The 21,215-nt window shown below is 71.1% G+C and carries 17 protein-coding genes; 2 read left to right on the forward strand and 15 right to left on the reverse strand.

Going from position 1 to position 21,215, the window contains the following annotated elements:
* Positions 1 to 175: 175 nt before the first annotated feature.
* From hypD to GXY35_01480, 3 genes are read right to left on the reverse strand one after another with little or no spacing between them, the layout of a single operon-like run.
* The gene (gene hypD, locus GXY35_01470; protein NLW93268.1) at positions 176 to 1,297 is read right to left on the reverse strand and encodes a hydrogenase formation protein HypD; all 1,122 of its coding nucleotides are present in this window, start codon (positions 1,295 to 1,297) and stop codon (positions 176 to 178) included.
* Positions 1,254 to 1,475 (reverse strand): HypC/HybG/HupF family hydrogenase formation chaperone, encoded by a 222-nt coding sequence (locus tag GXY35_01475; protein ID NLW93269.1) that lies wholly within the window; start codon positions 1,473 to 1,475, stop codon positions 1,254 to 1,256. The genes hypD and GXY35_01475 overlap by 44 nt, the downstream gene beginning before the upstream one ends.
* Positions 1,451 to 2,626, reverse strand: coding sequence for a carbamoyltransferase HypF (locus GXY35_01480; GenBank protein NLW93270.1), 1,176 nt, complete (start codon positions 2,624 to 2,626; stop codon positions 1,451 to 1,453). The genes GXY35_01475 and GXY35_01480 overlap by 25 nt, the downstream gene beginning before the upstream one ends.
* A 189-nt stretch (positions 2,627 to 2,815) precedes the next feature.
* On the opposite strand from GXY35_01480, the gene GXY35_01485 reads away from it, so the two are divergent.
* Entirely contained in the window at positions 2,816 to 3,469 is a 654-nt protein-coding gene (locus tag GXY35_01485) for a tetratricopeptide repeat protein (protein ID NLW93271.1), read from the forward strand.
* A 118-nt stretch (positions 3,470 to 3,587) separates the two neighbouring features.
* Here GXY35_01485 and GXY35_01490 read toward each other — a convergent pair whose 3' ends face one another.
* Together GXY35_01490 and GXY35_01495 are read right to left on the reverse strand one after the other, a co-directional pair.
* Entirely contained in the window at positions 3,588 to 4,613 is a 1,026-nt protein-coding gene (locus GXY35_01490) for a tetratricopeptide repeat protein (protein NLW93272.1), read from the reverse strand.
* Between the two features lie 127 nt (positions 4,614 to 4,740).
* The gene (locus GXY35_01495; protein NLW93273.1) at positions 4,741 to 6,798 is read right to left on the reverse strand and encodes a hypothetical protein; all 2,058 of its coding nucleotides are present in this window, start codon (positions 6,796 to 6,798) and stop codon (positions 4,741 to 4,743) included.
* Positions 6,799 to 7,101: 303 nt separating this feature from the next.
* Between GXY35_01495 and GXY35_01500 the strand changes: the two genes are divergently transcribed.
* A complete protein-coding gene (locus GXY35_01500) occupies positions 7,102 to 9,489 on the forward strand; it encodes a tetratricopeptide repeat protein (protein ID NLW93274.1) in 2,388 nt (795 codons plus the stop codon).
* 8 nt (positions 9,490 to 9,497) lie between these two features.
* Here GXY35_01500 and GXY35_01505 read toward each other — a convergent pair whose 3' ends face one another.
* From GXY35_01505 to GXY35_01550, 10 genes are all read right to left on the reverse strand, one after another.
* The gene (locus tag GXY35_01505) at positions 9,498 to 9,959 is read right to left on the reverse strand and encodes a hypothetical protein (GenBank protein NLW93275.1); all 462 of its coding nucleotides are present in this window, start codon (positions 9,957 to 9,959) and stop codon (positions 9,498 to 9,500) included.
* On the reverse strand, positions 9,956 to 10,894 hold the full coding sequence (locus GXY35_01510) for a hypothetical protein (protein NLW93276.1): 939 nt from the start codon (positions 10,892 to 10,894) through the stop codon (positions 9,956 to 9,958). The genes GXY35_01505 and GXY35_01510 overlap by 4 nt, the downstream gene beginning before the upstream one ends.
* 37 nt (positions 10,895 to 10,931) lie before the next feature.
* Positions 10,932 to 12,275 carry a tetratricopeptide repeat protein gene (locus GXY35_01515; protein NLW93277.1) on the reverse strand — a complete coding sequence of 448 codons (1,344 nt, stop codon included), beginning with the start codon at positions 12,273 to 12,275 and terminating at the stop codon, positions 10,932 to 10,934.
* Positions 12,276 to 12,368: 93 nt separating this feature from the next.
* The gene (locus GXY35_01520; protein NLW93278.1) at positions 12,369 to 12,881 is read right to left on the reverse strand and encodes a hypothetical protein; all 513 of its coding nucleotides are present in this window, start codon (positions 12,879 to 12,881) and stop codon (positions 12,369 to 12,371) included.
* Between the two features lie 61 nt (positions 12,882 to 12,942).
* The gene (ispH, locus tag GXY35_01525) at positions 12,943 to 13,869 is read right to left on the reverse strand and encodes a 4-hydroxy-3-methylbut-2-enyl diphosphate reductase (protein ID NLW93279.1); all 927 of its coding nucleotides are present in this window, start codon (positions 13,867 to 13,869) and stop codon (positions 12,943 to 12,945) included.
* A 58-nt stretch (positions 13,870 to 13,927) separates the two neighbouring features.
* A complete protein-coding gene (locus GXY35_01530) occupies positions 13,928 to 15,586 on the reverse strand; it encodes a hypothetical protein (GenBank protein ID NLW93280.1) in 1,659 nt (552 codons plus the stop codon).
* Entirely contained in the window at positions 15,583 to 16,314 is a 732-nt protein-coding gene (locus GXY35_01535) for an ABC transporter ATP-binding protein (protein NLW93281.1), read from the reverse strand. Before GXY35_01535 ends, GXY35_01530 begins: the two co-directional genes overlap by 4 nt.
* A gap of 10 nt (positions 16,315 to 16,324) precedes the next feature.
* Positions 16,325 to 16,981 (reverse strand): hypothetical protein, encoded by a 657-nt coding sequence (locus GXY35_01540; protein ID NLW93282.1) that lies wholly within the window; start codon positions 16,979 to 16,981, stop codon positions 16,325 to 16,327.
* A 98-nt stretch (positions 16,982 to 17,079) separates the two neighbouring features.
* Positions 17,080 to 18,861, reverse strand: a complete 1,782-nt coding sequence (locus GXY35_01545; GenBank protein ID NLW93283.1) for a hypothetical protein — start codon at positions 18,859 to 18,861, stop codon at positions 17,080 to 17,082.
* Complete coding sequence (locus GXY35_01550; protein NLW93284.1) at positions 18,858 to 21,029, reverse strand: tetratricopeptide repeat protein; 2,172 nt, start codon at positions 21,027 to 21,029, stop codon at positions 18,858 to 18,860. Before GXY35_01550 ends, GXY35_01545 begins: the two co-directional genes overlap by 4 nt.
* Positions 21,030 to 21,215: the final 186 nt, after the last annotated feature.

Here is a 21,215-nt window from a genome sequence, read left to right on the forward strand (position 1 = left end):
CATAACCAGCATGCCCTTCCAGGTCACTTTGCCCCCCTTCCCCGTCACGGAAAGCGGGCAGTTTACCAACTCCCGAATAGGACATTTTAACTTTGCACGAATAGGACATTATCGTATTGCGATTACATCCCCGAGAGGCCGCCTGAGGGGCCGCCGCCCGGCGCGCATGCCCCCCTCATGCGCAACGCCCCCGGTACCGTGCGTGGACCGCGCAGGCGCCCTCGCCGGAGACCATGCAGGGGCCCACGGGGCTCGACGGCGTGCAGCGCCCCCCGAACAGGAGGCACTCCTCCGGCTCCTTCGCCCCCGCCAGCACGTCGCCGCATGCGCACCCGGCGGGCTCGGGGACGTCGGGGATTTCCCCCTCGAGCAACGCCTCCGCGTCGAACGCCGCGTACTCGTCCCGGAGGCCGAGCCCGCTCGACCGGATGGCGCCGAGCCCGCGCCAGATCGAATCCCGCGGGACGAACACCTCCCGGATCGCCGCCACGGCCGCCTCGTTCCCGCGCGCGGAAACGAACCGCGAATAGCCGTTGCGGATCTCCGCCTTCCTCCCGGCGATCATCTCCAGGAGCATGAGGATCCCCCGGAGCAGATCCGCCGCCTCGAAACCGGTGACGACGCCCGGCACACCGTGCCGCTCGGCCAGGAAGCGGAAGGCGTCGGCGCCGAGCACCGCGCTCACGTGCCCGGGAAGGATGAGCCCGTCCAGGCGGGCCCCCGGACGGCCGAGGATGGCGTCAAGCGCGGGGGGGAGCAGTTTGAACGCCGGGAGGAGGAACAGGTTCCTCGCCCCCCGCGCCCGCGCCCTCCGCACGACGGAGGCGAAGAGGGGGATCGTGGTCTCGAATCCGACCCCGAAGATCACCGTCTTCAGGGCCGGCTCGCCTGCGGCGTATTCGAGCGCGTCGAGCGGGCTGTACATCGACCGCACCCGGGCGCCGCGGAAAGCCCGTGCGTCCTCCAGGGAACCGTCGAGGCCGGAGACCCGGAGCATGTCGTTGAAGCAGAAGAGGACGATCCCCGGCGTGCACGCCAGGCGGACCGCCTTCTCGACCTCGCGTCCCGGCGTGACGCAGACCGGGCAACCCGGGCCCGAGACGATGCGGAGGGACGGGGGCAGGGCGCCGCGCACCCCCGTGGCGAAGAGGGCGGCCGTGTGCGTGCCGCACACCTCCATCAGGGAGGCCGGCGCGGCGCGCGCGCGCAGCCGGTCGAGCAGCGCGCGGGCGGCCGCGCCGCCCCGGAGGCGCTCAAAAAGTTCCGGCAAGCTCCCTGAGGAGTTCGACGGTGGCATGCGCCTCTTCCCTGTCGAGTTTCTGGATGGCGAACCCCGCGTGGACGAGCAGGTAGTCGCCCGGGCGCGCGTCCTGGACGAGGTCGAGCGCCACGCGCCTCCTCGCGCCCATGAAGTCCACGACTGCAAACCCGTCGCCGCGCGCCTCCACGATCAGTCCCGGCACCGCCACGCACATCGGTCCGTCCCCCCCTCCGGCTCGTTGCCGCGATCCGCGCGGAGCGCGACCCACAGCTGGCCGACGCAGATCCCGAAATCGTTCAGCGGGACCGCGGGGCTCTCGAGCGTCTCGAAGCCCGCCTCCCGGAGCATCCCCGAGGCCCCGTCCGCGAGCAGCCGGTTTTGAAACACCCCCCCGCACAGCGCCACCGCACGGCAGCCGCGTGAGCGCCTGATTTCCCGCGCCGCGCGCAGGATGAGCGCCGCGAGCCCGTTGTGGAATCTTTTGGCGGCGACCTCGGTCGAAACGCCGCGGCGCAGATCCGCCATCAGGGCCGCCACGAAATCCTCGCAGCGGGCCTCGAACCCGTCCCCCTTCGCGAGAAGGGGGAACGGGTACGCCTCCCGGTCGTCGGAGAGGGATGCCCGCCGCTCCAGCTCGATCGCGGCCTCCGCCTCCCGCTGCGTCGCGGGGGCGATCCCGAGGATCGCGGCCACCGCGTCGAAGAGCCGGCCGCAGCTCGAGGTGCGGGGGGCCAGGACCGCCCTCTCCAGCATCGCCTCGAGCGGCCTCCGCGCGGCCGCCGAACGGTCCCTGAACAGCACCGGGGCGTCGAACGCCGCCGTCCCCATCGCGGCGTGGAGCAGGGAGAGGCCCATCCTCCACGGCTCGCGCGCCGCCGCGTCCCCGCCCGGCATCCCGAGGTAGGCGAGGTGCCCGCAGCGCTTCCAGTCGCGCGGGGAGACCGCCAGGAACTCCCCCCCCCAGACCGCCCCGTCCGTGCCGAGGCCGGCGCCGTCGAAGACGACGCCGATAACCTCCTCGGCGCAGGAATGCTGCGCGAGCACCGCCGCGACATGCGCGTGATGGTGCTGGACGGCGAGACGGGGGGATGCGGGGAAGAGCGCCGCCGCGGCCCGCGAGAAATAGTGCGGATGGAGATCGTGGGCGACGAGCCCCGGTTCGACCTCTTCCTCCTCGACCATCCCCCGCGCCGCGGCCAGGAACCGGGCGAGGTTGTCGGTCTCCGCGAGGTCGCCGTGCCCCCCCGACAGGCGCAGGCGCCCGCCGGAGAGCAGCCCGCAGCACCCTTTCGAATCCGCGCCGCAGGCGAAGATGCGCCGCGGCGGGGACCGCAGCCCCTCCAACGCCTCGGAAACGATCCTCACCGGCCTGCCCCCGCCCTCACCGTCCATAATGGTAGCATCGGCGCCGCGTGAAGTACACACGCACGCGGGAGGAGGACGAGACGCCGGCCGGGAGTGACAAGGCGCCGGACGGCCCCGGCGGAATTGCTTTGACAACGCCTGGCGCATCCCGTATCGTGGAATCCGTCCCGGTCCAAGGAGAATACGCCCATGATCCTCCGTATCGCCCTCCCCGTCGTCGCCGCCGTTGCCGTGCACCAGCCGCTGCAGGGGCTCGATCCGCTCTTTCCCGGCAACGCCCCGGCCCCCGCGTCCGCGGTCTCTCCATCCGGCGCCACGCCCTCCTCTTCTCCTGCGGCGCCGTCCGAGTCCGGCGCCGACGCCGCACGAGCGGCCGTCGCGGAGGGGGAGCGGCTCCTCGCGGAGGGCGATTTCGACGGGGCGCTGAAGGCCTTCACGAAGGCCGCCGCGCTCGATCCGAAGAACGCCGACGCCTACAACGGGGCCGGCAACTGCTACTACGCGCAGGAGAAGATCGATCTCGCCATCGAGGCGTTCAAGAGGGCGGTCGCGCACGACCCCGGGATGAGCTCGGCCTACTTCAACCTCGGGCACTGCCACGCGGTGAAGCAGCAGTGGGAGCTGGCCATCATCCATTACGGGAAGGCGGTCAAGGACAACCCGAAAAACGCCAAGGCCCACTTCGAGCTCGCGAACGCCTACTTCATCACGAAAAACTACCCCAACGCCAAACTGCACTACGAGAAGGCGGCCGAGATCTTCGGGGAGAAGACCTCGCAGGGCGAGGACGCCCTCCGCAACGCCCTCAAGGTCGAACTGCTGATGAAGCGGATGGGCGGGTGACCGGCCCTTTGATGCTCCGGGGGCCGGGATCCGGGATTCAGGGGAGGCGCCGCGAAAGCCGGTGCGACGCCGCGCGTCTCTGCTTCATCCAGGATTCCGACTTCCGGCTCCTCTGTCCTCAGCGCCCCATCCCCTCCAGCCGCGTCAGCGCGCTCCTCGCGGCCCTGGGGTCCGGATCCGTCTCCACCGCCTTCTCGAGCGCGCGCCGGGCGAGGTCGTAGCGGCCGTTCATCATGTAGACCAGCCCCATCCCGCGGTAGGCCTCCCCGCAGCCGGGGGAGAGCGCCACCGCCTTCCGGTACTCGGCGAGCGCCATATTGAACCACTCCACGTACCGGTACGTCGCCCCGATGCCGTAGTACGCGTCCCCGAGCATCAGACGCGCCTCGACGCACCCGGGGTCCGCCTCCACCGCCTTCTGGAGGTGCTGTATCCTCGCGTGCGATCCGTCGGGCGACTGCCGGGCCCTCGCCAGCTCCTCGAACGCGGCGGGCGAGGATGTCGGGCACGCCGCGAGCCGTTCCATCTCGGCGTCGCTCGGCGGGACGCCGAGAAGGGCCGCGAGCCGGGCGGCCATCCGCGCCTCGAGCTCGCAGAGGCGGCCGAGGAGCCCTTCCACTCGGAACCTGCCGGGCGGGGCCGCGGTGGACGGCCGCCGCGCCTCCAGCGCCACGGAAACGGCGTCGCCGCTCCGCCTCACGGTGCCCGAGACGACGATGTCGGCCCCGATGCGGCGCGCGAGACGCGCCGTCTCCCTGTCGTCGAGCGCCTCCTCCCCCTTTGCGCGACGGCGCTCGTGCGACCGCACCTCGCCCGCGTCCAGAAACGCCAAGCCGCCGAACGAATCCAGCTTTCGCCCGAGCGAATCGGCCAGTTCGACGGCGAGCCATTCGTCGCGCGCCTGCCCGGACTCGAGACGGAACGCGAGGACCGCGACGCGGCACTGCTCCCCGGGCCCCGCCAAAGAGGCGTTGTGCGCCTTGAGCTCGATGAAGCGCAAAAGCGGAAGCTCTCCGCCTGGCGGGGCCGCGTTTGGCGCGGGCGCCGGGGTCGGTCGGAGGGAGAGGAATCTCAGGAGCGGGGCGTCCCGCTGCTGCGCCGGGACGGCGCACGAGAGGAGGAGCGCAGCTGCATAGGTTATCACGCTGGATCGCAAAGAGGCGGTCGCCGCATCGGACGCGCCCGCCGCGAACCCCCGCACGCGGGGGAACGCCCCGCGGCGCGCCCACCGGCTCCCCGCCGGCAGCGTCCCGGACAAGGGGAACGCGGCGTCAGATGGCGAAGAGGCGCTTGACGGCGCTGGAGGTGCCGGGCTTGTTCGCCTTGGCGTCGTTCAGGCGCTGGGTGAGATAACCGCCCGTCAGATAGTCGATGTTCGCCGTGACCTCCTGGAGCTGCAGCTCGAGGCGGAGCCGCTCCCGCAGCTCCTCGGCGGGGGAGAGCAGCAGGTCGATCTGGAGGTTGCGGCGCTGGAAGTAGAACTGCGTGACCTCCTCCAGCACGTCGTTGCGGAGCTCCACGAGGTCGCGCGCCTCGTCGCTGATCCGCACCTGGTCGGGGTTGTAGAGGAAGTCGCCGAGTTCCCATTCAAACTGGAAGCTGAGGTCGTTGGTGTACTTGCGCTTGTCCTGATCCTCGCTTGTGCTCTCGGTCCTGTGCTTGTATTTGTTGTCGGTGGAGCTTATCACCTTCTCGCCGATCGCGATGCCGGTCGCAGGCCCCTCGGAGGTGGAGTCGAACTGGACGGTGTCCCCGAGATCCTCCTGCCGCGTGATCTGCAACCCCTGTCCGTCCTTCTCGTCGATCTGCTTCTGGCGGTCGATGTCGTACTTGAGCCTGAACTTCGGCAGGAGCGCCCGGTACTTCGCCCCCTTGCGCCACCCCTCGATAAGGTCGGGGTGCACCTCGGCGAAGCGCATCGCCACCTCCTGGATCTCCTGCACCGACGGCTCGTGGGTGAACTGGCCGAGGACCGTCTGCACGTCGTCGATCGTCGGAATCGCGGGGCCGGGGGGCGCCTCGTCGCGGAAGGCGCGGGGCTCCTCGAGCGACACGACCGCCACCTGCTCCTCGTCCGGGGCGGTCTGGGCCGGGACGGTCTGCGCGGGGACGATCTCCTCGGCGGGCTTCTCCTCCTTCTCCGCAACGGGGCCCGGCGCCTCGGTTTTCGCCGACTCCGTGGCGGCCGGCTCCGTGGCGGCCGGCGCGGCGGACGCATCGGCGGAGGCGACGGCGGTGCGGTAGAGGCCGCCGGACGACGCCGCCCATATCGTACCGCTGTCGAGCGGGTCGAAGGCGATGGCCATCGCGTTGGCGAGACTGGTCCCCCTGGAGAGCTCCTGCCACTTCGCCCCGCCGTCGCTCGAACCGTAGATCCCCGTGGAGGACGCCGCGTAGACCGCGTTGGAATCCGAGGGGGAGACGGCGACGCGGCGCACCCTCTTCTGTCCGAAGGCGTCCGCGCCGATCTCCTTCCAGTTCGCGCCGCCGTCCGTGCTCTTGAATACCCCGGCCGAGGTCCCGAGGTAGACCACGTCGGGGTTCACCGGGTCGACCGCGATGCTCTCGGCGATCCTGGGCTGGGAGGCGACCTTCTCCCACGCCGCCCCGCCGTTTTTCGTCTTGTAGACGGCGTCGGGGGTCCCCGCGTAGAGGATGTTGGAATCGAACGGATGGACCGCCACCGCCGAGACGATCCCGCCGCCGCCGGGGAGCTCCATCCCGCTCCAGGTCGTGCCGCCGTCGCCGGACTTCAACAGCGCCCGGTCGAGCGTCGCCGCGTAGACCAGGTCGGGGTTCGAGAGGTCGATGGCGAGCCCCAGCACGGTGACCTCCGCGTCCTTCATCGCGCCGTTCGCCTTCGCCCAGCTCTTCCCCCCGTCGAGGGAGGTGTAGATCCCGTCCACGCTCCCGGCGAAGATCTTGCGCTGGTTCGACGGGTCGATGGCGAGCGCGGTGACGCCGCCTATACGGCCGGAATCGCCCGAGGCCTGGAGCCCTTCGAGGAGCGCCTTCCGGGACGGGTCGAGCCCGGCGGGGATCTCGCGGCGGGCGCCGGAGAGATCGAGGCAGTTGACCCAGACCTTCCCCCCGTCGGCGCTCGTGAAGACGCCCTTCGTGGAGCCGATGAAGACGCGCCGCGAATCCATCGGGTCGACCGCGACCGCGCGGAGCCCCTTCTCCTCGGTGCCCGCGGAGAGGTTCGCCCACTCGCTCCCGTACGCCGCGACGCGAAGCGCCGCGCCGGCGAGGCAGACGGTTACGGCAAGCGCGGCCGCGAGGTGACGCGGTGCCAACGGAACGCCCCGGCGACGCAATGCGATCTTCATCCTGGATACCCCTCCTTTGAGCCCAGGTTCGATGCAGGGCCGGCGCCCGGACGCCCTCCGCACGGCGGTTCCCGCGCGCACAGTACAGGTTACGATATGCTAACACCCCGTTCGAAGAACTGTCAAGCCGCCAGTGCGATTTTTTTCGCCGCGTGGTACGACCGGCCTGTGCGCAGTCTCTCAGATCCGCCTCTGGAACGTGTCACCTGATTGTAAAAACAATGTCGCCGCCTTCCCGGATCCCGTGCAAGCCCGAATGCCCTTTCGCTCCCCCGCCCCGCTCTGGCATAATGAGGCGCCGTCATGAACCCTCGTGCGCGTCTCGTCGTTCTCGTTCCCTGCCTCGCCCTCCTCGCGGCGCTCGCCTTCGGCCGCGCGCTGGAGGCCCCGTTCTTCTGGGACGACGACGCACTCATCGTCACGAACCCGTGGCTGGGGACCCCGGGAGGGGTGCCGCGCTTCTTCCTCCCGGCGTTCTGGCGGGGCATCTCGTTCGCCGAGGACTACCGCCCCGTCGAGATGCTCTCCTACAGCCTCGACCACGCCTTCTGGCGCACCAGGCCGGCCGGCTTCCACCTCACCAACCTCCTGGTGCACGTCTTCAACTGCGCCGCCCTTGTAACCCTCGCCTGGCTCCTCTTCGAGAACGCCCACGCGGCGGCCCTCGCGGGCCTCCTCTTCGCCGTGCACCCGATGCACAGCGAACCGGTGGTGTGGATCCAGAACCGTTCCGAACTCCTCGCCGCAGCCTTCTCGCTGGCCTGCATGTGCGCCTTCCTGCGCTGGGCGCGCGACACGCGGGGCGGGGCGGGACTCTACGCATGCGCGCTCGCCGCCTTCGCGCTCGCCCTCCTGTCGAAGGAGAACGCGGCGATCCTGCCGCTCCTCCTCGCCTCCCTGCTTGCCGTCGCCGTCCCCGCGCGGCGGGGCGCCTGGCGCGGTCTCGCGCCGTTTCTCGCGCTCGCCGTCCTGTTCGCGGCCGTCAAGCTCGGCCTCCTCTCCCACAGCCGCCCCTCCCCCGCCACCGCCCTCCTCGCGGGGGCGTACCCGCGCCTGACCGTGGTGGCCACGACGCTCGCCCTCTACCTCGGGATGCTCCTCTTCCCCGCCCGCTTCTGTCTCGACCGCCTCCTCAAGGTGCCGGTCCTCCCCCCCGAGGCGGCGCCGCTCCTGGCGCTCGCGGCGATCTCCCTCGTCTTCGCCGCCGCCTTCCGCGGCCTCGTCCGCCGGAGACCGTGGGGCGTTGCCCTCGCCCTCACCCTGCTGCCGCTCCTGCCGGCGTCCAATATCGTCTTCCTCTCCGGGCGCCCGCTCTCCGAGGGGCGGCTGTATCTCGCCTCCGCGGGCTTCTGTCTCGGGGCCGCTCTCTTCATCGACCGGGCGGCGCGACGCCCGGCCGCGCGCCGTCTCGCCGCGGCGCTCGCCGCCTCCCTCGCGGCGGCATGGTTCGTCGCCTCCGCCGCGCGGACCGGCTACTGGCTCGACGAGCGGGTGCTCTGGGAGCGGACGCTCGAGGCGTCGCCGTTCAGTTGGCGGACGAAGCTGTTCCTCTCCCGGATCTACTCCCGCGAGGGCCGCCCCGACGAGGCGATCGGCCTCATCAAGGGGATCCTGCGCTACTCGGAGCCCAGGCCTTCGATGGCGTTCGTCGATCTCGGGCGGGCCTACGGCGCGCTGGGGTGGAGCGCGCGGGCGCGCGCCGCGTTCGAGCGGGCGGCTGCCGCCGGCCCCGACAACCCGGTCGCGCGGCTATGCCTCGGTGAGGCGTACCGCCTCGAGGGGAGGTTCGACGAGGCGCTCCGGGAGTTCGAGGCGGTCGGGCGTCTGCGTCCCGACAGCGGCAAAGGGCTTCTCCTCGCCGCAGGGGTGTTCAGCGCCCGGGGCGATCATGCGGCGGCTCTCGACGCGCTCCGGCGGGTCATCGCTCGGCATCCGGGCAGCGTCGAGGCGCTCGCGGCCGCCGCCGCGGCGCACGCGGCGCGCGGCGAGGACGCCGAGGCCGAGCGGCTCTTCACCGAGGCCCGTTCCCTCGACCCGTCCTCTCCGGCGCTCCTCAACAACCTCGGCCTCTTCCTCGAGCGACGGGGGCGCCTCGAGGAGGCCCTCGCCATCTACAGGGAGGCCGCTGAAGCGGGCCCGGACCGCTGGGCCCCGCGCTACAACGCGGCGGTGATCCTCGAGGCGCAGGGGCGCCTCGCCGAGGCCGTGGTGGCCCTGATGCAGGCCGCGGCGCTTCGGCCCGGACACGCCGGCCTCCGGAAGGAGGTCGGCCGGCTGCTCGATCTGACGGGAAATACCCGGCTCGACCCGGGCGCGTGGGAGCGGATCGCAAACGCGCACGCGGCGCTGCTTCAGGCGCAGGGGATCTACTGCGCGCGCACCGGGGAGACGAAGGAGGCGATCGGATGCTTCGAGGCGCTCATCGCGCTCGACCCGCGAAACGGCGAGGCGCGGGCCAATCTCGCGCGCACGCTCGCCGAGCGCGGCGAGCACCGGCGGGCGCTGGAGGAGTACCGGGCCGCGGCGCGGCTCCTGCCGGATTCCGCGGCGATCCAGGCGGGGATGGGGGCGTGCTATGCCGAGATCGGGATGCGCGGGGAGGCGGAGGCGGCGTGGGCCCGGGCCCTGCGGCTCGATCCGCACGCCAGGGAGCCCCGGAGGAACCTGTCACGCCTCAGGCGCCTCCGCTGACGGGGGGGTCACTTGACGACATCGAGGAGCATCGACTCGATCTCCTTGATGAGATCCTCGTTCTTCTTGACCCGCGCCTGGACGTCCGTATCGATCTGGACGATCCTCACGATCCCCTGGGCGATCCCGCGCTGGAGTTGCAGCGCCTCGGCCTGCTGCTTCTGCATCTCCGGGATCTGACGGAGGATCTCCACCGTGAGCCGGTCCTTCTCGGCGCTGCAGGCATCGATCTTGGGCTGCGCCGCCCCCGCCGCGCGGAGCGCGTAGAGGGCCTCCGTGTAGTTCTTGAGGGCGCTGATCCTGTCGCCGGACACCTTCGCCTTCTCGGCCGCCGCCATCAGGGCGCCGGCGTCCGCCGCCTCCGCGGCGTGCACCCGCGCCGCGCAGAGGCAGAGCGCCGCTGCGATTGCCGCTCCCGCACCGCACACCTTCACCGCCGCCTCCTTCCCGTCTTTCGCGCCGCCGTTCATTCCTCCTCGAACCCGGGATCGTTCGGATCGTTCGGATCGTACCCGAGCTCGACCTCGTCGCCGTCGTCCCAGTTGTCGCCGTCCGTGTCGGGGTCGATCGGATCGGTGTCGTGGTCGTTGACCTCCTGGCCGTCGAGCAGTCCGTCGTTGTCCGAATCAGGGTCATTCAAGTCGGTGCCGAGCTCGAGCTCCTCGAGATCGAGCAGGCCGTCGTCGTCGGTATCGAGTTCCAACGCCTGTTCCTCGATCACGCCGGACAAGTCCGCGGACTCCGGGGCGAGGGCGTCCAGATCGTTCAGATCAACTTCGAGATCGAGCCCCTCCAGACCAGACAGGTCGTCGATGTCCAGGCCCAGCGTCTCGTCCCACTCTTCGCTCTCGAAGGGCCATGCCGCCAACTCCGAGGCGGAGGCGGACCGGCCGTCCTCGGCGCGCCGAATGTCTGCAAGCGTGACGGGAGCGTCCCTGTCCAATTCGAGGATCCTCCGCGCGTGCTCGATCCGGTTGAAGTCGCGCGCAGACCCCTCGATCTCCTTAAGCTTCTTCTTCTCCCACTCCATCTGCGTTGCCAGCGCGACCTTCCTCCCGTCCAGCTCGGCGAGATCCTCCGCAACCCCCCGCATCTCCACGATCATCATCTCGAACGATCCCAGGTCGGCGACGGGAGCCGTGCGCAACGAGCGCGTAACCTCGCCGAGTTGCGAAAGAACTATCTTCCGGTTCCAGTCGGGGAAGTCGCGGCTGATCTTCTGGAGCAGTCTCCTCGCCTCGTCCCATTTCGACGCCGCGAGCTCGGCGTTGCCCCGGTAGTCGGCCATCTTGGCCTCCCGGACAAGGCGGTACGCGTGGCGGTACCCCTGCTCCGGGCCAACGACCGCCCCGGCAGCCGAGGCGGCGAGCGCCAGCGCCGCGGCGGCGCAGATCCACATCTTCATCGGCGATCCCCTCCCTGGCCATGCCCGGTCAGACAATTCACGCGCCCAGGCGCGCCTTCGCCTCGGCGCGCCGGCGGCGGTGGAACGCGGCAGGCACCTTCTGGCCGAGCCGCGCATAGGCGCGGGCGAGCACCGCGTGGGCACGGAGGATATCCGCGCCGAAGCGCCGCGGGGCGTCGCGCAACACCCCCTCCGCGATCTCCACGGCCCTGCGGCAGTCCGGGTCGCGAAGGGAGAGCTCGGCGAGCGCGACCCGGGCGCGGGCGTTGCCGGGGTACAGATCGAGGATGCGCTCGAGTATCCCCCTCCCCTCGTCCAGCGCCCCGGTGCTGATCTTGAGCTCGGCGATCCGTATCAGTCCCCCGAAGACGTCGCGGGACTGCTGGAGCGCTCCCTGCATCTCCTTGTGGAGGCGCGCGCGGGCCGGCTCGCGGAGCGCCCGATAGGCGTGCGTGAGGATCCGGTGGCAGCGCACCTGTTCCCAGATGTAGTAGAACGGCGTCCGGGAGAGCGCCTGCTCGCCGAGGCGCGCCGCCTCATCCGGGCGGCCCTCCAGAAACTCGATCTCGGCGCGGCAGAGTGTCACCCGGGAGTTGCCGGGCCAGCGCCGGTCCATCTCCTCCAGGACGCGGCGCGCCTCGACGAGCCGGTTCTGCCGGATGCGCAGCTCCGCGATATGCACAAGGGCCTGAAAATCGTTCGGTTTTTCGCGCAGCAGCTCCGAGAACTCGTACTCCGCGAGCTCGTAGTTTTCGTTCTCCATGAGGGCGATCCCGAGCCAGGTCCGCGTCTCGCGGTCGCCCTTGTCCTCGGCGAGGGCGCTTCCGAACTGCTCGATGGCCCCCACGTAGCGCTTCTGCAGCAGGTAGAACTTGCCGAGCTCCCTCCCGAGGCGCGCGGTGAATCCGTACTCCCGTATCTCCCGCTTCAGGCAGGAGACGGCCCTGGAGAGGTCGCCGAGGCGCCAGTAGATGCCGGTCATCCGCTTCAGGCCCTTCCTCCTGAGCGGATTGTCCGGCGCCATCCCCTCGTAGAGGGCCAGCGCGCGGCGCGGCTGCCCCGAACGGAGGTAGAGCTTCTCGAGCTCCTTGTAGAACGGGTAGTCGGCGGGATAGCGACGCAGGAGCCCCCGGTAGGCGGCGACCGCGATGCGCACGTTGCCCGCTTCGGCACAGGCGGAGGCGAGGGCGTGCGCGGGGACCCGGATCTCCGCGGTCTTCTCCGAGAAGAGTCGATAGGCGCTGAGGGCGCCGTCGAAATCACCCCCCGCCACGCAACGCCGGATGAGGCGCGCGCAGGAGGATGCGGAGAGGGAGGCACGGCGGGGAGGCCGTGTGCGCCCCACCGGGGGGCGCCGTCGAGAAGCTTTCCTGTCGCTCATCCCGTTTTCCCCGCGCTCGACAAACGACGGAGCCGACCGGAGCGTGGAACGCGGCTGCGACGCAGAGAGATCCCCCCCGTGAGAACCCTTTCCCTAGCGCCAGGTCATCTCGGGCTGGGCCGCGGACGCCGCCGCGCGCGCCGCCTCGGCGGCCGCCTCGGCGGCGATGGCGCCGCCCACGCCGCGGGGGGCGCCGGCGTCTATCGCGCGGGTCCCGGAGGAAATCGCGGCGTCTGCGGCCGCGGACGCCTCGCCGGCGATGACGCCGCCCACGCCGCGGGAGGCGCCGGCGTCTATCGCGCGGGTCCCGGAAGAGATCGCGGCGTCCGCGGACAGGTACCGGCCCCCCGCGTCGGCGGTGTCAAGAACAGTGGCGGTCTCGTACTCGGAGGGCGGGTCCACCGGCTGGACGCCGTAGTCGAACATGCTCTCGAGCATCTGGAGGCTGAACTGCGGGATATCGTCGAAGATCCCGCCTTTGGCGAAGTTCCACTTCCCTCGCCTGTACAGGTACGGATCGTCGGCCCGATACCCTCTCCTGGTCCCGCACGACGCAAGCAGGCACACGAGAAGCATTCCCACCACCACCGCAGCAGTCGGTTTCACCAGCGCACCTCCATCGGATTGTCGCACGCCTTTCGATACAGTATAGCACCTCTCGGCCCCGTCAACACAGATTTTTCCCCGGGTGGGGATTGTCGGGTTTCTCGGAGGCGCAGGACGGACCGGAACAGCCGGGCGCGGCGGGGGGGGCGGACGCGAAACGATGGAGGCGCAACCATTTCTCCACGCGCTCGATGGACCAGGGGGGGGTGCTCGCGCCCGCCACGATACCGATTCGTTGGGCCTCGGCGAAATCCCTTGCGCAGAGATCCTTTTCAGACTCGGCGTGGATGACCTTCACCCCCGCGGCCCCGACGATCGTGGCGAGGCGCGCGGTGTTGGCGCTGTTTTTCCCCCCGACGACGATCACCGCGTCCGCCTGCCGGGCGATGTCGAGCGCCTCCGCCTGCCGCTCCTTGGTCGAGCGGCAGATCGTGTCGCAGACCACGCACTCCGCGGCGCACAGGCGAATGCGTTCCGCCAGTTCGCGGAACAGTTGCGCGTCCTGCGTGGTCTGGGCCACGACGCAGACCCTGGCGCCGGGCGGCAGTGTATCGACGTCTCTCTGCGAGCCGACAACGCGCCCGCCTCCTTCGCTGAAGCCGAGCAGCCCCTCGACCTCGGCATGCCCGCGGTCGCCGACGATGGCGATCTCGTACCCGTCCCTCGCGTACCGGCGCACGATCGCCTGGACCTTGGCGACATCCGGACAGGTCGCGTCGAAGAGCGGGAGACCGATCCGCTTCAGCTCCTCCCGGCGCCTCGGGGAGACGCCGTGCGCCCGGATGACGATGAGGCCGCTCCCCGGCGACTCGCCGTCCTTCAAGGCGCGGATCCGCTCGCGCGCGAGCGTCTCGACGATCCCGGGGTTGTGGATCAGCGGGCCGTCGGTGTAGATCGGTCCGCGGCCCTCCGCCGCGAGGCGCCGGACGAGATCGAGGGCGCGCTTCACCCCCATGCAGAACCCCGCGTTCCGTGCGACGCGTATCATACCCCCCCTCCCGTCCCGACGATTCCCGGGCTCCTGCGCGCCCGCCGCCGCTCCCGCATCACAGATCCGCCCGCTCCAGCCACCGCGTCGCCGCGCGAAGCGCGAGCGCCGCCACGGCCGCGCTCCCGGCCCCAAGGACTCCGACGCACCCCCAGAAACAGGAGGGGAACGCCGCCCCCGGGAGCGCGCCGCGCAGCCGCAGCAGAAGGGGGAGACCGAGAAGCGCGAGGGCGCACAGGAGGTAGCCGAGGTTGAGGATGAGCACGATCGCCCCGCCGAGTCCCGATACCGCCTCCGCGGGCGAGGCGGCCTTCAGGTTCGGGTACAGGGCGCCGAGCCCCACGGAGAGGCCCGAGATCGCGCACCCCATGGAAACGACCGCCGCGAGCGAGCCCGCGAGCAGCATCGGCGGGACGCCGAGCATCAGGCCCGAGAGCAGGGCCAGGAGGAGCGTGATCCCCGATATGAACGTCGCGCAGAGCAGGAACTTCTCCCCGAGGATCCGCCGTGCCCCGAGCGGACTCGTCCCCAGGAACCAGAAACGCGCGAGCTCGACGCTCATCAGAGGGAAGAAGAAGCGGCTGCTCAGCCCCGCGAGCGTGAAGCCGAGCGCGGAGAGGTTGAGGATGAAGAGGAGGTATCTCCAGAAGTCGCTCTCCAGGTCGTACGGCATCGCCCGCAGGTTGAGGAGATAGAGGCCGAGGAGGCCGAAGAAGAGGGCGAACTGTCCCCACTGGCCGAAGTCCCGCACGAAACTGAGCGCGTCCTTGAGTGCGAGGGCGACGGCGGGCGAACGCCGCTCCGTCCAGGAGCGCCCGCGCGCGCCGCGCGCCCGAAGCCGGGCGGGCGCGCTCGCCCGCCGGTCCCAGCCGGCCTGCAGCAGCCGCTCGGCGACGGACGGACCGACCGCCAGCAGGAACAGCACCGTGCTCACGAGCGCCCCCCAGAGGAGCCACGCGTCGCCGCGCGCGCCGCGCGCCGCCGCGAAGATCCCCTCCGCGGCCCAGCTGCTCGGGAGGGGGAACCACGACGCGAGCCGGCACTTCGAGACGACCTGGTCGACGAACCCCAGCGACCGCCCGGCCCCCGCCGGCCCGCCGTGGCGGCCGATGAGCAGCGCCGCCGCCGCCGCGGAGAGGAGCGCCGCCGCGCGGCGCAGGGCCGGCGGCAGCCCGCGCGGAAGGAACCTCCCCAGGAGGAGCGCCGCGAGGAGGCCGGCCGCGCCGGCGAGAACGACGAGCGGGATGAAGAAGATCCACGAGAAGGCGAAGCCCCGCAGACCCGTTTCGCTCAGGTGGAAGTACGCCAGCATGATGGGCGTCCCCGTCAAGAAGAACGCCCACGAGCCGAGGAAGATCGTCTCGACGATCCTGCACGCGGCGATCCCCGCCCGGCCGAGCGGCATCGAGAGGAGCAGCTCGTTCTCCTTCTTGACGAAGAGGAGCGGGTAGGCCAGGAGCGCGCAGCTCAGTGCGAGCATCGCGAATACGCCGAGCGAGAAAAGGTAGAGCAGCCGGTCCAGCAGGTACTCCCCGATCCCCGGGAAGCGCGCGACGAAGGAGAACCCCTCCCGGGAGATGAGGAAGGCGCCGCAGACCCACCCCGCGGCGAAGAGGCCCACGACGGCGACCTTGAGCGGCGGCTCCTTCCCGATCGAGCGGACCGTCGCCGCGAGGATCCGCCTCTTCGCGGAAAGGAGCGCCGCGGTTCCGTTCACGGTTCCGCCTCCTCCGCGGTGGCCGTCAGGAAGATCTCCTCGAGGCTGCCCGCGTTCCCGGCCTTCGCCTGAAGCTCGTCGAGCGTCCCCTCGACCGCCATCCTGCCGTGGTGCAGGATGCCGATCCTGTCGGCGAGCTCCTCGGCGGCGGGGAGCGTGTGCGTGCAGAGCAGGACCGCCCCCCCCGCCCGCGCCCGTTCCCGCAGGGCGTCCTTCACCGCGCATGCGCTCTTGGGGTCGAGGCCGACGAACGGCTCGTCGACGACCATCAGCGACGGGGCGTGCAGCATCGCCATCGCGAATACGAGGCGCTGGCGCATCCCGTGCGAGAGCGCCTCTGCGAGGTCGTGCCGCACCCCGTTCAGTCCGAACCGCGAGAGCATCTCCTCCCTGGCCCGCGCCTCGTCGCCGCCCGCCTCGCCGTACACGCTCGCCGCGAAATCGAGCGTCTCGACGACCGTGAGCTTGTCGTAGAGGAACGGGATGTCGGGGACGAAGCCCAGGCGCGCCCGGGCGCGCATCCCCTCCGCCGCGGCGTCGAATCCGGCGATGCGTATGACGCCGGAGGTCGGCCGCAGCAGCCCGGCGATCATCCTCACCGCGGTGGTCTTGCCCGCGCCGTTGGGCCCGAGCAAGGCGAATATCTCCCCGCCGCGGACCTTGAGGTCGAGGCGGTCCACCGCCGTGACGCCGCCGAATCGTTTCGTCAGTCCGGAGAGCTCGAGCATCGCCGTCTTCCTACCTGTCTTCGCCGCCGCAGGCCCCTTCCCGCACGGCGCTGAAGCCCAACGACGGGAGATCCGCCCTGAGCAGCCCCCCCCGCCGGTCCACCCAGAGCTCCGCCTCGCCCGCGCCGGCGCCGACGATATATTTTCTCGCCGAAACGAACGTCCCCGACGCCTCCACCACCGCCTCGCCCGCCTCCCGCACCGTCCCCGCGGCGTTCGGGAGCGGGATCCGAACGGGACCGGATGATGCGCCCGTTCGCTCGATGCGGAGCTCGTCGTCCGAGACCGTCCCTCGCAGGGAAACCGCCGACGCCCCCGCGCGCAAGATCAGGGAGAATCCCGAGAGCCCCCCCGGGTCCCGCACCACCGCCTCACCGTCGACAGAGACCTGCTCCCGGAGGGCCGGGAGAACCACGCAGGCGCGAAGGATGAGGCGGTATGCGACCGCATTTCCGACGACGTCGGCGTCCGCGGACACCGTCGCCTCTCCCAGCGCCTGTTCGCCGCTCCGCAGCAGGTAGCGGGCGGGAGAGGAGGGCGCCCCGCGCACGAGGGCCAGGAACGAGGAATCGTCGTTCACCCGCCGGGCGGCGGTGTGCCTCTGGAAGACGAGGGACATCATCGCCGCCCAGAAGGCGAACGATGCGGCGAGGAGAAGGCGGCGCATGGAACGGTCGGAGGCCCCCGTACGTCACCCCGGGCGCCGCCCCCCCCCGCATCGTTGACGCCGGACGGGGAGGATCCGGGACCCCCGGCTCCCCTCCCTCAGGGGATGAGCAGTATCCATCCGGCCGGGAGCGGGGCCGAGGGTTTCCACCCCTGGAGCGTGTTTTGGTTCACGTCATTGATGCTCTCCCACCTTCCGGGCGAACCGTAGAATCTCTGCGCGATCGAGCGGAGGGTATCGCCCTTCACGGTCCGGTAGCGGCGCGCCGGGGCGGGGGCGGACGTCCGCCGCGCGGGGGGCGCGGTCCGGCGCGGCGCAGGGGCGCGTTTCCCGACGCGGGCGGCGGTCCTCTGCGCCGGGGGGGCGGGCGGGGGCGGCGAGGGACGCACGGCGGCCGACGACGACGCGGATGCGCCCGGCGCGGCCGTCCGCGCGAGGATCGACTCCCGCTCCTTCCTGAAACGCTCCTCCATCTCGGCCTTCTCCCGCCTGAACTGCTCCCGGAGCCGCTCCATCGCGTCGGAGGTGTACTGCTCCGACTGGCCCGCGGAGGCGCGGGCCTTCTCGGCCTCGGCCTTCAGGTACGCGGTCTCCCTGCGCGCCTCGAGGAGTTCCTTCTGGAGGTCCGCCTTCTCGCGAACAGAGGCGCCCTGCAGCTCGGCGAATTTCCGCTCGTACGCCTCCTTCATCTCCGCCTTCAGGCGCTCCGCGTCGGCCCCGGCCTTCGAGGCGGCGGGAGGCGGCGGGGGGGCGGGGCTCTTCGCCGCCGCGCGGCGCGCGGCGACGAGCTCGCGCTGCAGCTCCGCCCGTTCCCTGTCGAACCCTGCGGCGACGTCCGCGATCTTCTTCTCGTAGACCTTCCTGAGCTCCTGCCGTTCGCGCTCGGCATCCGCCTTGACCTTGGAGAGGAGGAGCGGCGACTCCGACGAGGCCTGGAGCCGGTACCATTGGAGCCGCTTCTCCGCGTTCTGCAGCCGGGAGACGAGCGCCTCCCGCTCCTTGGCCCCGGCGGCGACGCGCGCCTCCGTCTCCCGCAGCCTCTCCCGCGCCGCCTCAAGTTCCGCCGGCAGCGCCTCCTTCCCCGCGGACGGGGCGGCCTTCTCCGCCTCCTCGATCCGCAGATGCGCCTTCCTCAACGCATCGTCGCCCGACGCCTTCTGCGCCTTGAGGTGGGCGAGCTCCTCCCGGAGCGTCTCGAGCTCCCGTTCGAACCTCTCCTTCTCGCCGCGGTACCGCCGCCAGATATCCCGTTTCTCCGTTTCCCACCCGGCGGCGGTGGTCGCGGCCCCCTCCTCCGCCGAGGCGGCGTCGCGGGATGCGGCCAGCTCGCCGCGGACCTGGGTCAGCTCGCCCCGCAGCGCCTCGACCGTCTTCAGGTACGCCTCGTTCTCCGCGCGCATGATGGCGAGGTCCTCGCGGAGGCGCTCCTGCCCGGGGCGGGGCGGGGCGCCCCCCCCCTCGGACGCGGCCGACGGCGGCGCGGCGCCGTCCCCGGCGGAGGCGCTCCGCCCCTCCTCGATGGCGCGTATCCAACGCCGCACCATCTCCGCCTTCGCCGAACGCGGCTCGATCGCGAGGAACGCCCGGTAGTGCTCCACCGCCTTCTCCTTGGCTCCCCGGTAGTCGTCGTGGATGATGCCGAGGTCGAGGTGGGCTTCGGCCAGTTTCGGGTTCATCTGGAGGGATCGCTCGTAGATGTCGATGGCCGCGTCGAAATCCCCCTCGCGGTACTTCTCCGCCGCGAGACGGTACTGGTAGAGCGCCCCGGCGCCGCCGGTCGCCCGACCCTCCTCGCTCTCGCCGCAGCCGGCGACGAGCGCGACGCAGAAGGCCGCCAGCGCCGCGGCTCGGACCAGCCCCGCCCCGTCGCCGCCGCTCACGTCTTCCCCCTCAGCCACGCGCGGACCTGCGGGGCGAAGGCGCCCTGCGGGTCGAGGCGGAGGTACTGGGTGTAATGGTAGACCGCCTTCTGCCGGTCCCGCACCCCCTCCGCGTAGATCGACCCGAGGCCGAGGTGCGCGTGGGCGTAGTTCGGGTCGATCTCGAGCGCCTTCTGGAACGAAACGATGGCCTTCCCGTACCAGCGCTTCTGTTTGTAGATGGCCGCGAGGTTGCTGTACGCCTTGAGATAGTCGGGCTTCAGCTGGATGGCCTTGCGGTACTCGGCGACCGCTTCCTCGTACATCCGCAGCCGGTCGTAGCTGTAGGCAAGGTTGAAATGCGCGTGGGCATTGTCGGGGCCGAGCTCGATCGCCTTGCGGTAGGCGTCGATCGCCTCGCGAAATCTGCCCTGGCGCTGGAGAAGGACGCCGAGGTTGTACTGGTCGGGGACGCTCGACGGTTTCCGCATGAGCGTGCGCTTCACCTCGGCGACCTGATCCCTGTCGCGGTCGGCCTTCTTCACCTTCTTCTCGATCTCCTTCACGTCGGCCGATTTGGGCTTCGTGTCGAGGTACCGCCGGTAGTAGGCAACCGCCTTCGCCGAATCCCCCTTGAAGGTCTCGTGTATCCGGGCGATCTCCTTCACCGCCGCGCCGCCCTCGTCGCCCCCCTCCGCCGCGATCTTCTCGAGCTCCGCGACGGCGGCGTCATAGTTCCCCATCCCCTCGTGCGCCTCGGCGAGCTTCCTGCGGAGGCGCGTCCTCTTCGGATCGAACCCGAGCGCCTTCGCGAGGTCCTTCTCCGCGGCCGGGAACCTGCTCTCCTTCAGGGCGACGTCCGCGCGCGCTTCGCACATATCCGCCATGTCCCGGGTCAGATCGAGCGCCGGCTGCAGCCGCTTCGCGTCCCCGAATGCGCGGGCGGCCTCCTCGTGCCGCCCCTGCGCGAGGAGCCAGCGGGCGTTGAGCAACGCCATCTCGGCGAGCGTGGCGTCGCTGACCGCCGCGGGATCGAGCGCCTTGGCGGCCGCGGCCTCGTCCGTCGCGCGCGCGAACTTCCCGCTCCCCGCGTACGCACGCGCGAGCGCGCTGTGCAGGACGGCGTCGTTGGGGGCGAGCTCGAGCGCCTTGAGGAACCTGTCCTCCGCGTCGGCGAACTCGCCGCGTTTCAGGTGGGCGTCGCCGAGCGCGGCGTAGATGCCGGAGAGATCCTTGGCGTAGGCGAAGTCCGGCTGGCGGGCCTTCAGCCATTCGTACTCCTTCTCGGCGCCCTGCAGATCCCCGGAACGCAGGTACGCCTCCGCGAGCAGGTCGTGCACCCGCTCGTCGTCGGGCGAGGCGTCGCGCCTCCCGGAGAGGAGCTCGATCGCCTTCGCCCACTGCCCCTCCTTGATGAGACGCTCCGCCTCGGCGACGGCGCCGGAGTCGTCCGCGGGCGGCGGCGTCCCCGACGTCTTCTGCCGGAGCCGCTCCACCGCCGCCATCGCATCCGCCGCGTCGGGGGCATTGATATGCGCGTCGAGGTACGCCTGGTAGTGCCGGAGCGCGTCCCCCGGCCGTTCCAGCTCCGTCTCGCAGATCCGCGCGGCGGCGAGCTGCGCGCGCCCCGCCCCCGCCCCGCCCTTGGCGGCGATCCTCTCGTACAGCTCGACCGCCCGGGCGTGGTCGCCCTGCTCCTCGAAGGCGCGCGCCGCCTGCTCCTGTTCCTCCGGAGACTCCTCGATCGCCGTCCTGACCTCCGGCCGCTCCAGCAGCCCCTGCACGATCCTGGCCACCGCCTCCGCGCGGGGCCCTCCGGGCGAGAGGTCGAGGTAGCGCCGGTAGGCGATCACGGCGTCGGCGGGCCGCTCCAGGTGCGACTGGTAGAGGATCCCGAGGTTGTAGTGGCCGGTGGCGAGCGACGGGTCGAGCTCCACGGCGCGCCTGAACTGGTCGGCGGCCTTGTCGTAGAGCCCCACCTTGCCGTAGCAGACGCCGAGCTGGTTGTACGCCTTGCTGAAACGCGGGTTCACCCGCAGCGCCGTCTGGAGCTCGGCGATCGCCTGCTCGTAGTTGCCGCTCTCCTTGTAGCGGAGCGCGAGCTCGTAGTGGCGCGCATCCCTCTGCCCGCAGCCGGTGAGGGCGGCGGCGAGGACGCACGGGACGATGAGGCGAACGACCCGGTTCATCAGATCTCCGAAAATCGGCTGCGGGCACCGGTTCGGTCCCCGCAAAGGGATAGTGTACACTCTTCCGCGGGGCGCGGGCAATGAAATACGGGCCATCGGTTCGCCGCGGGGGAGACGGGGAAGGCGCGGCGCCGCCGGCAGGTCCGGGTTCACCCGGCGCATGCGCCGTACGGGCGCGCCGATGGG

This window comes from Chlamydiota bacterium (genome assembly GCA_012729785.1).
GTDB lineage: Bacteria > Auribacterota > Tritonobacteria > UBA1439 > UBA1439 > UBA1439.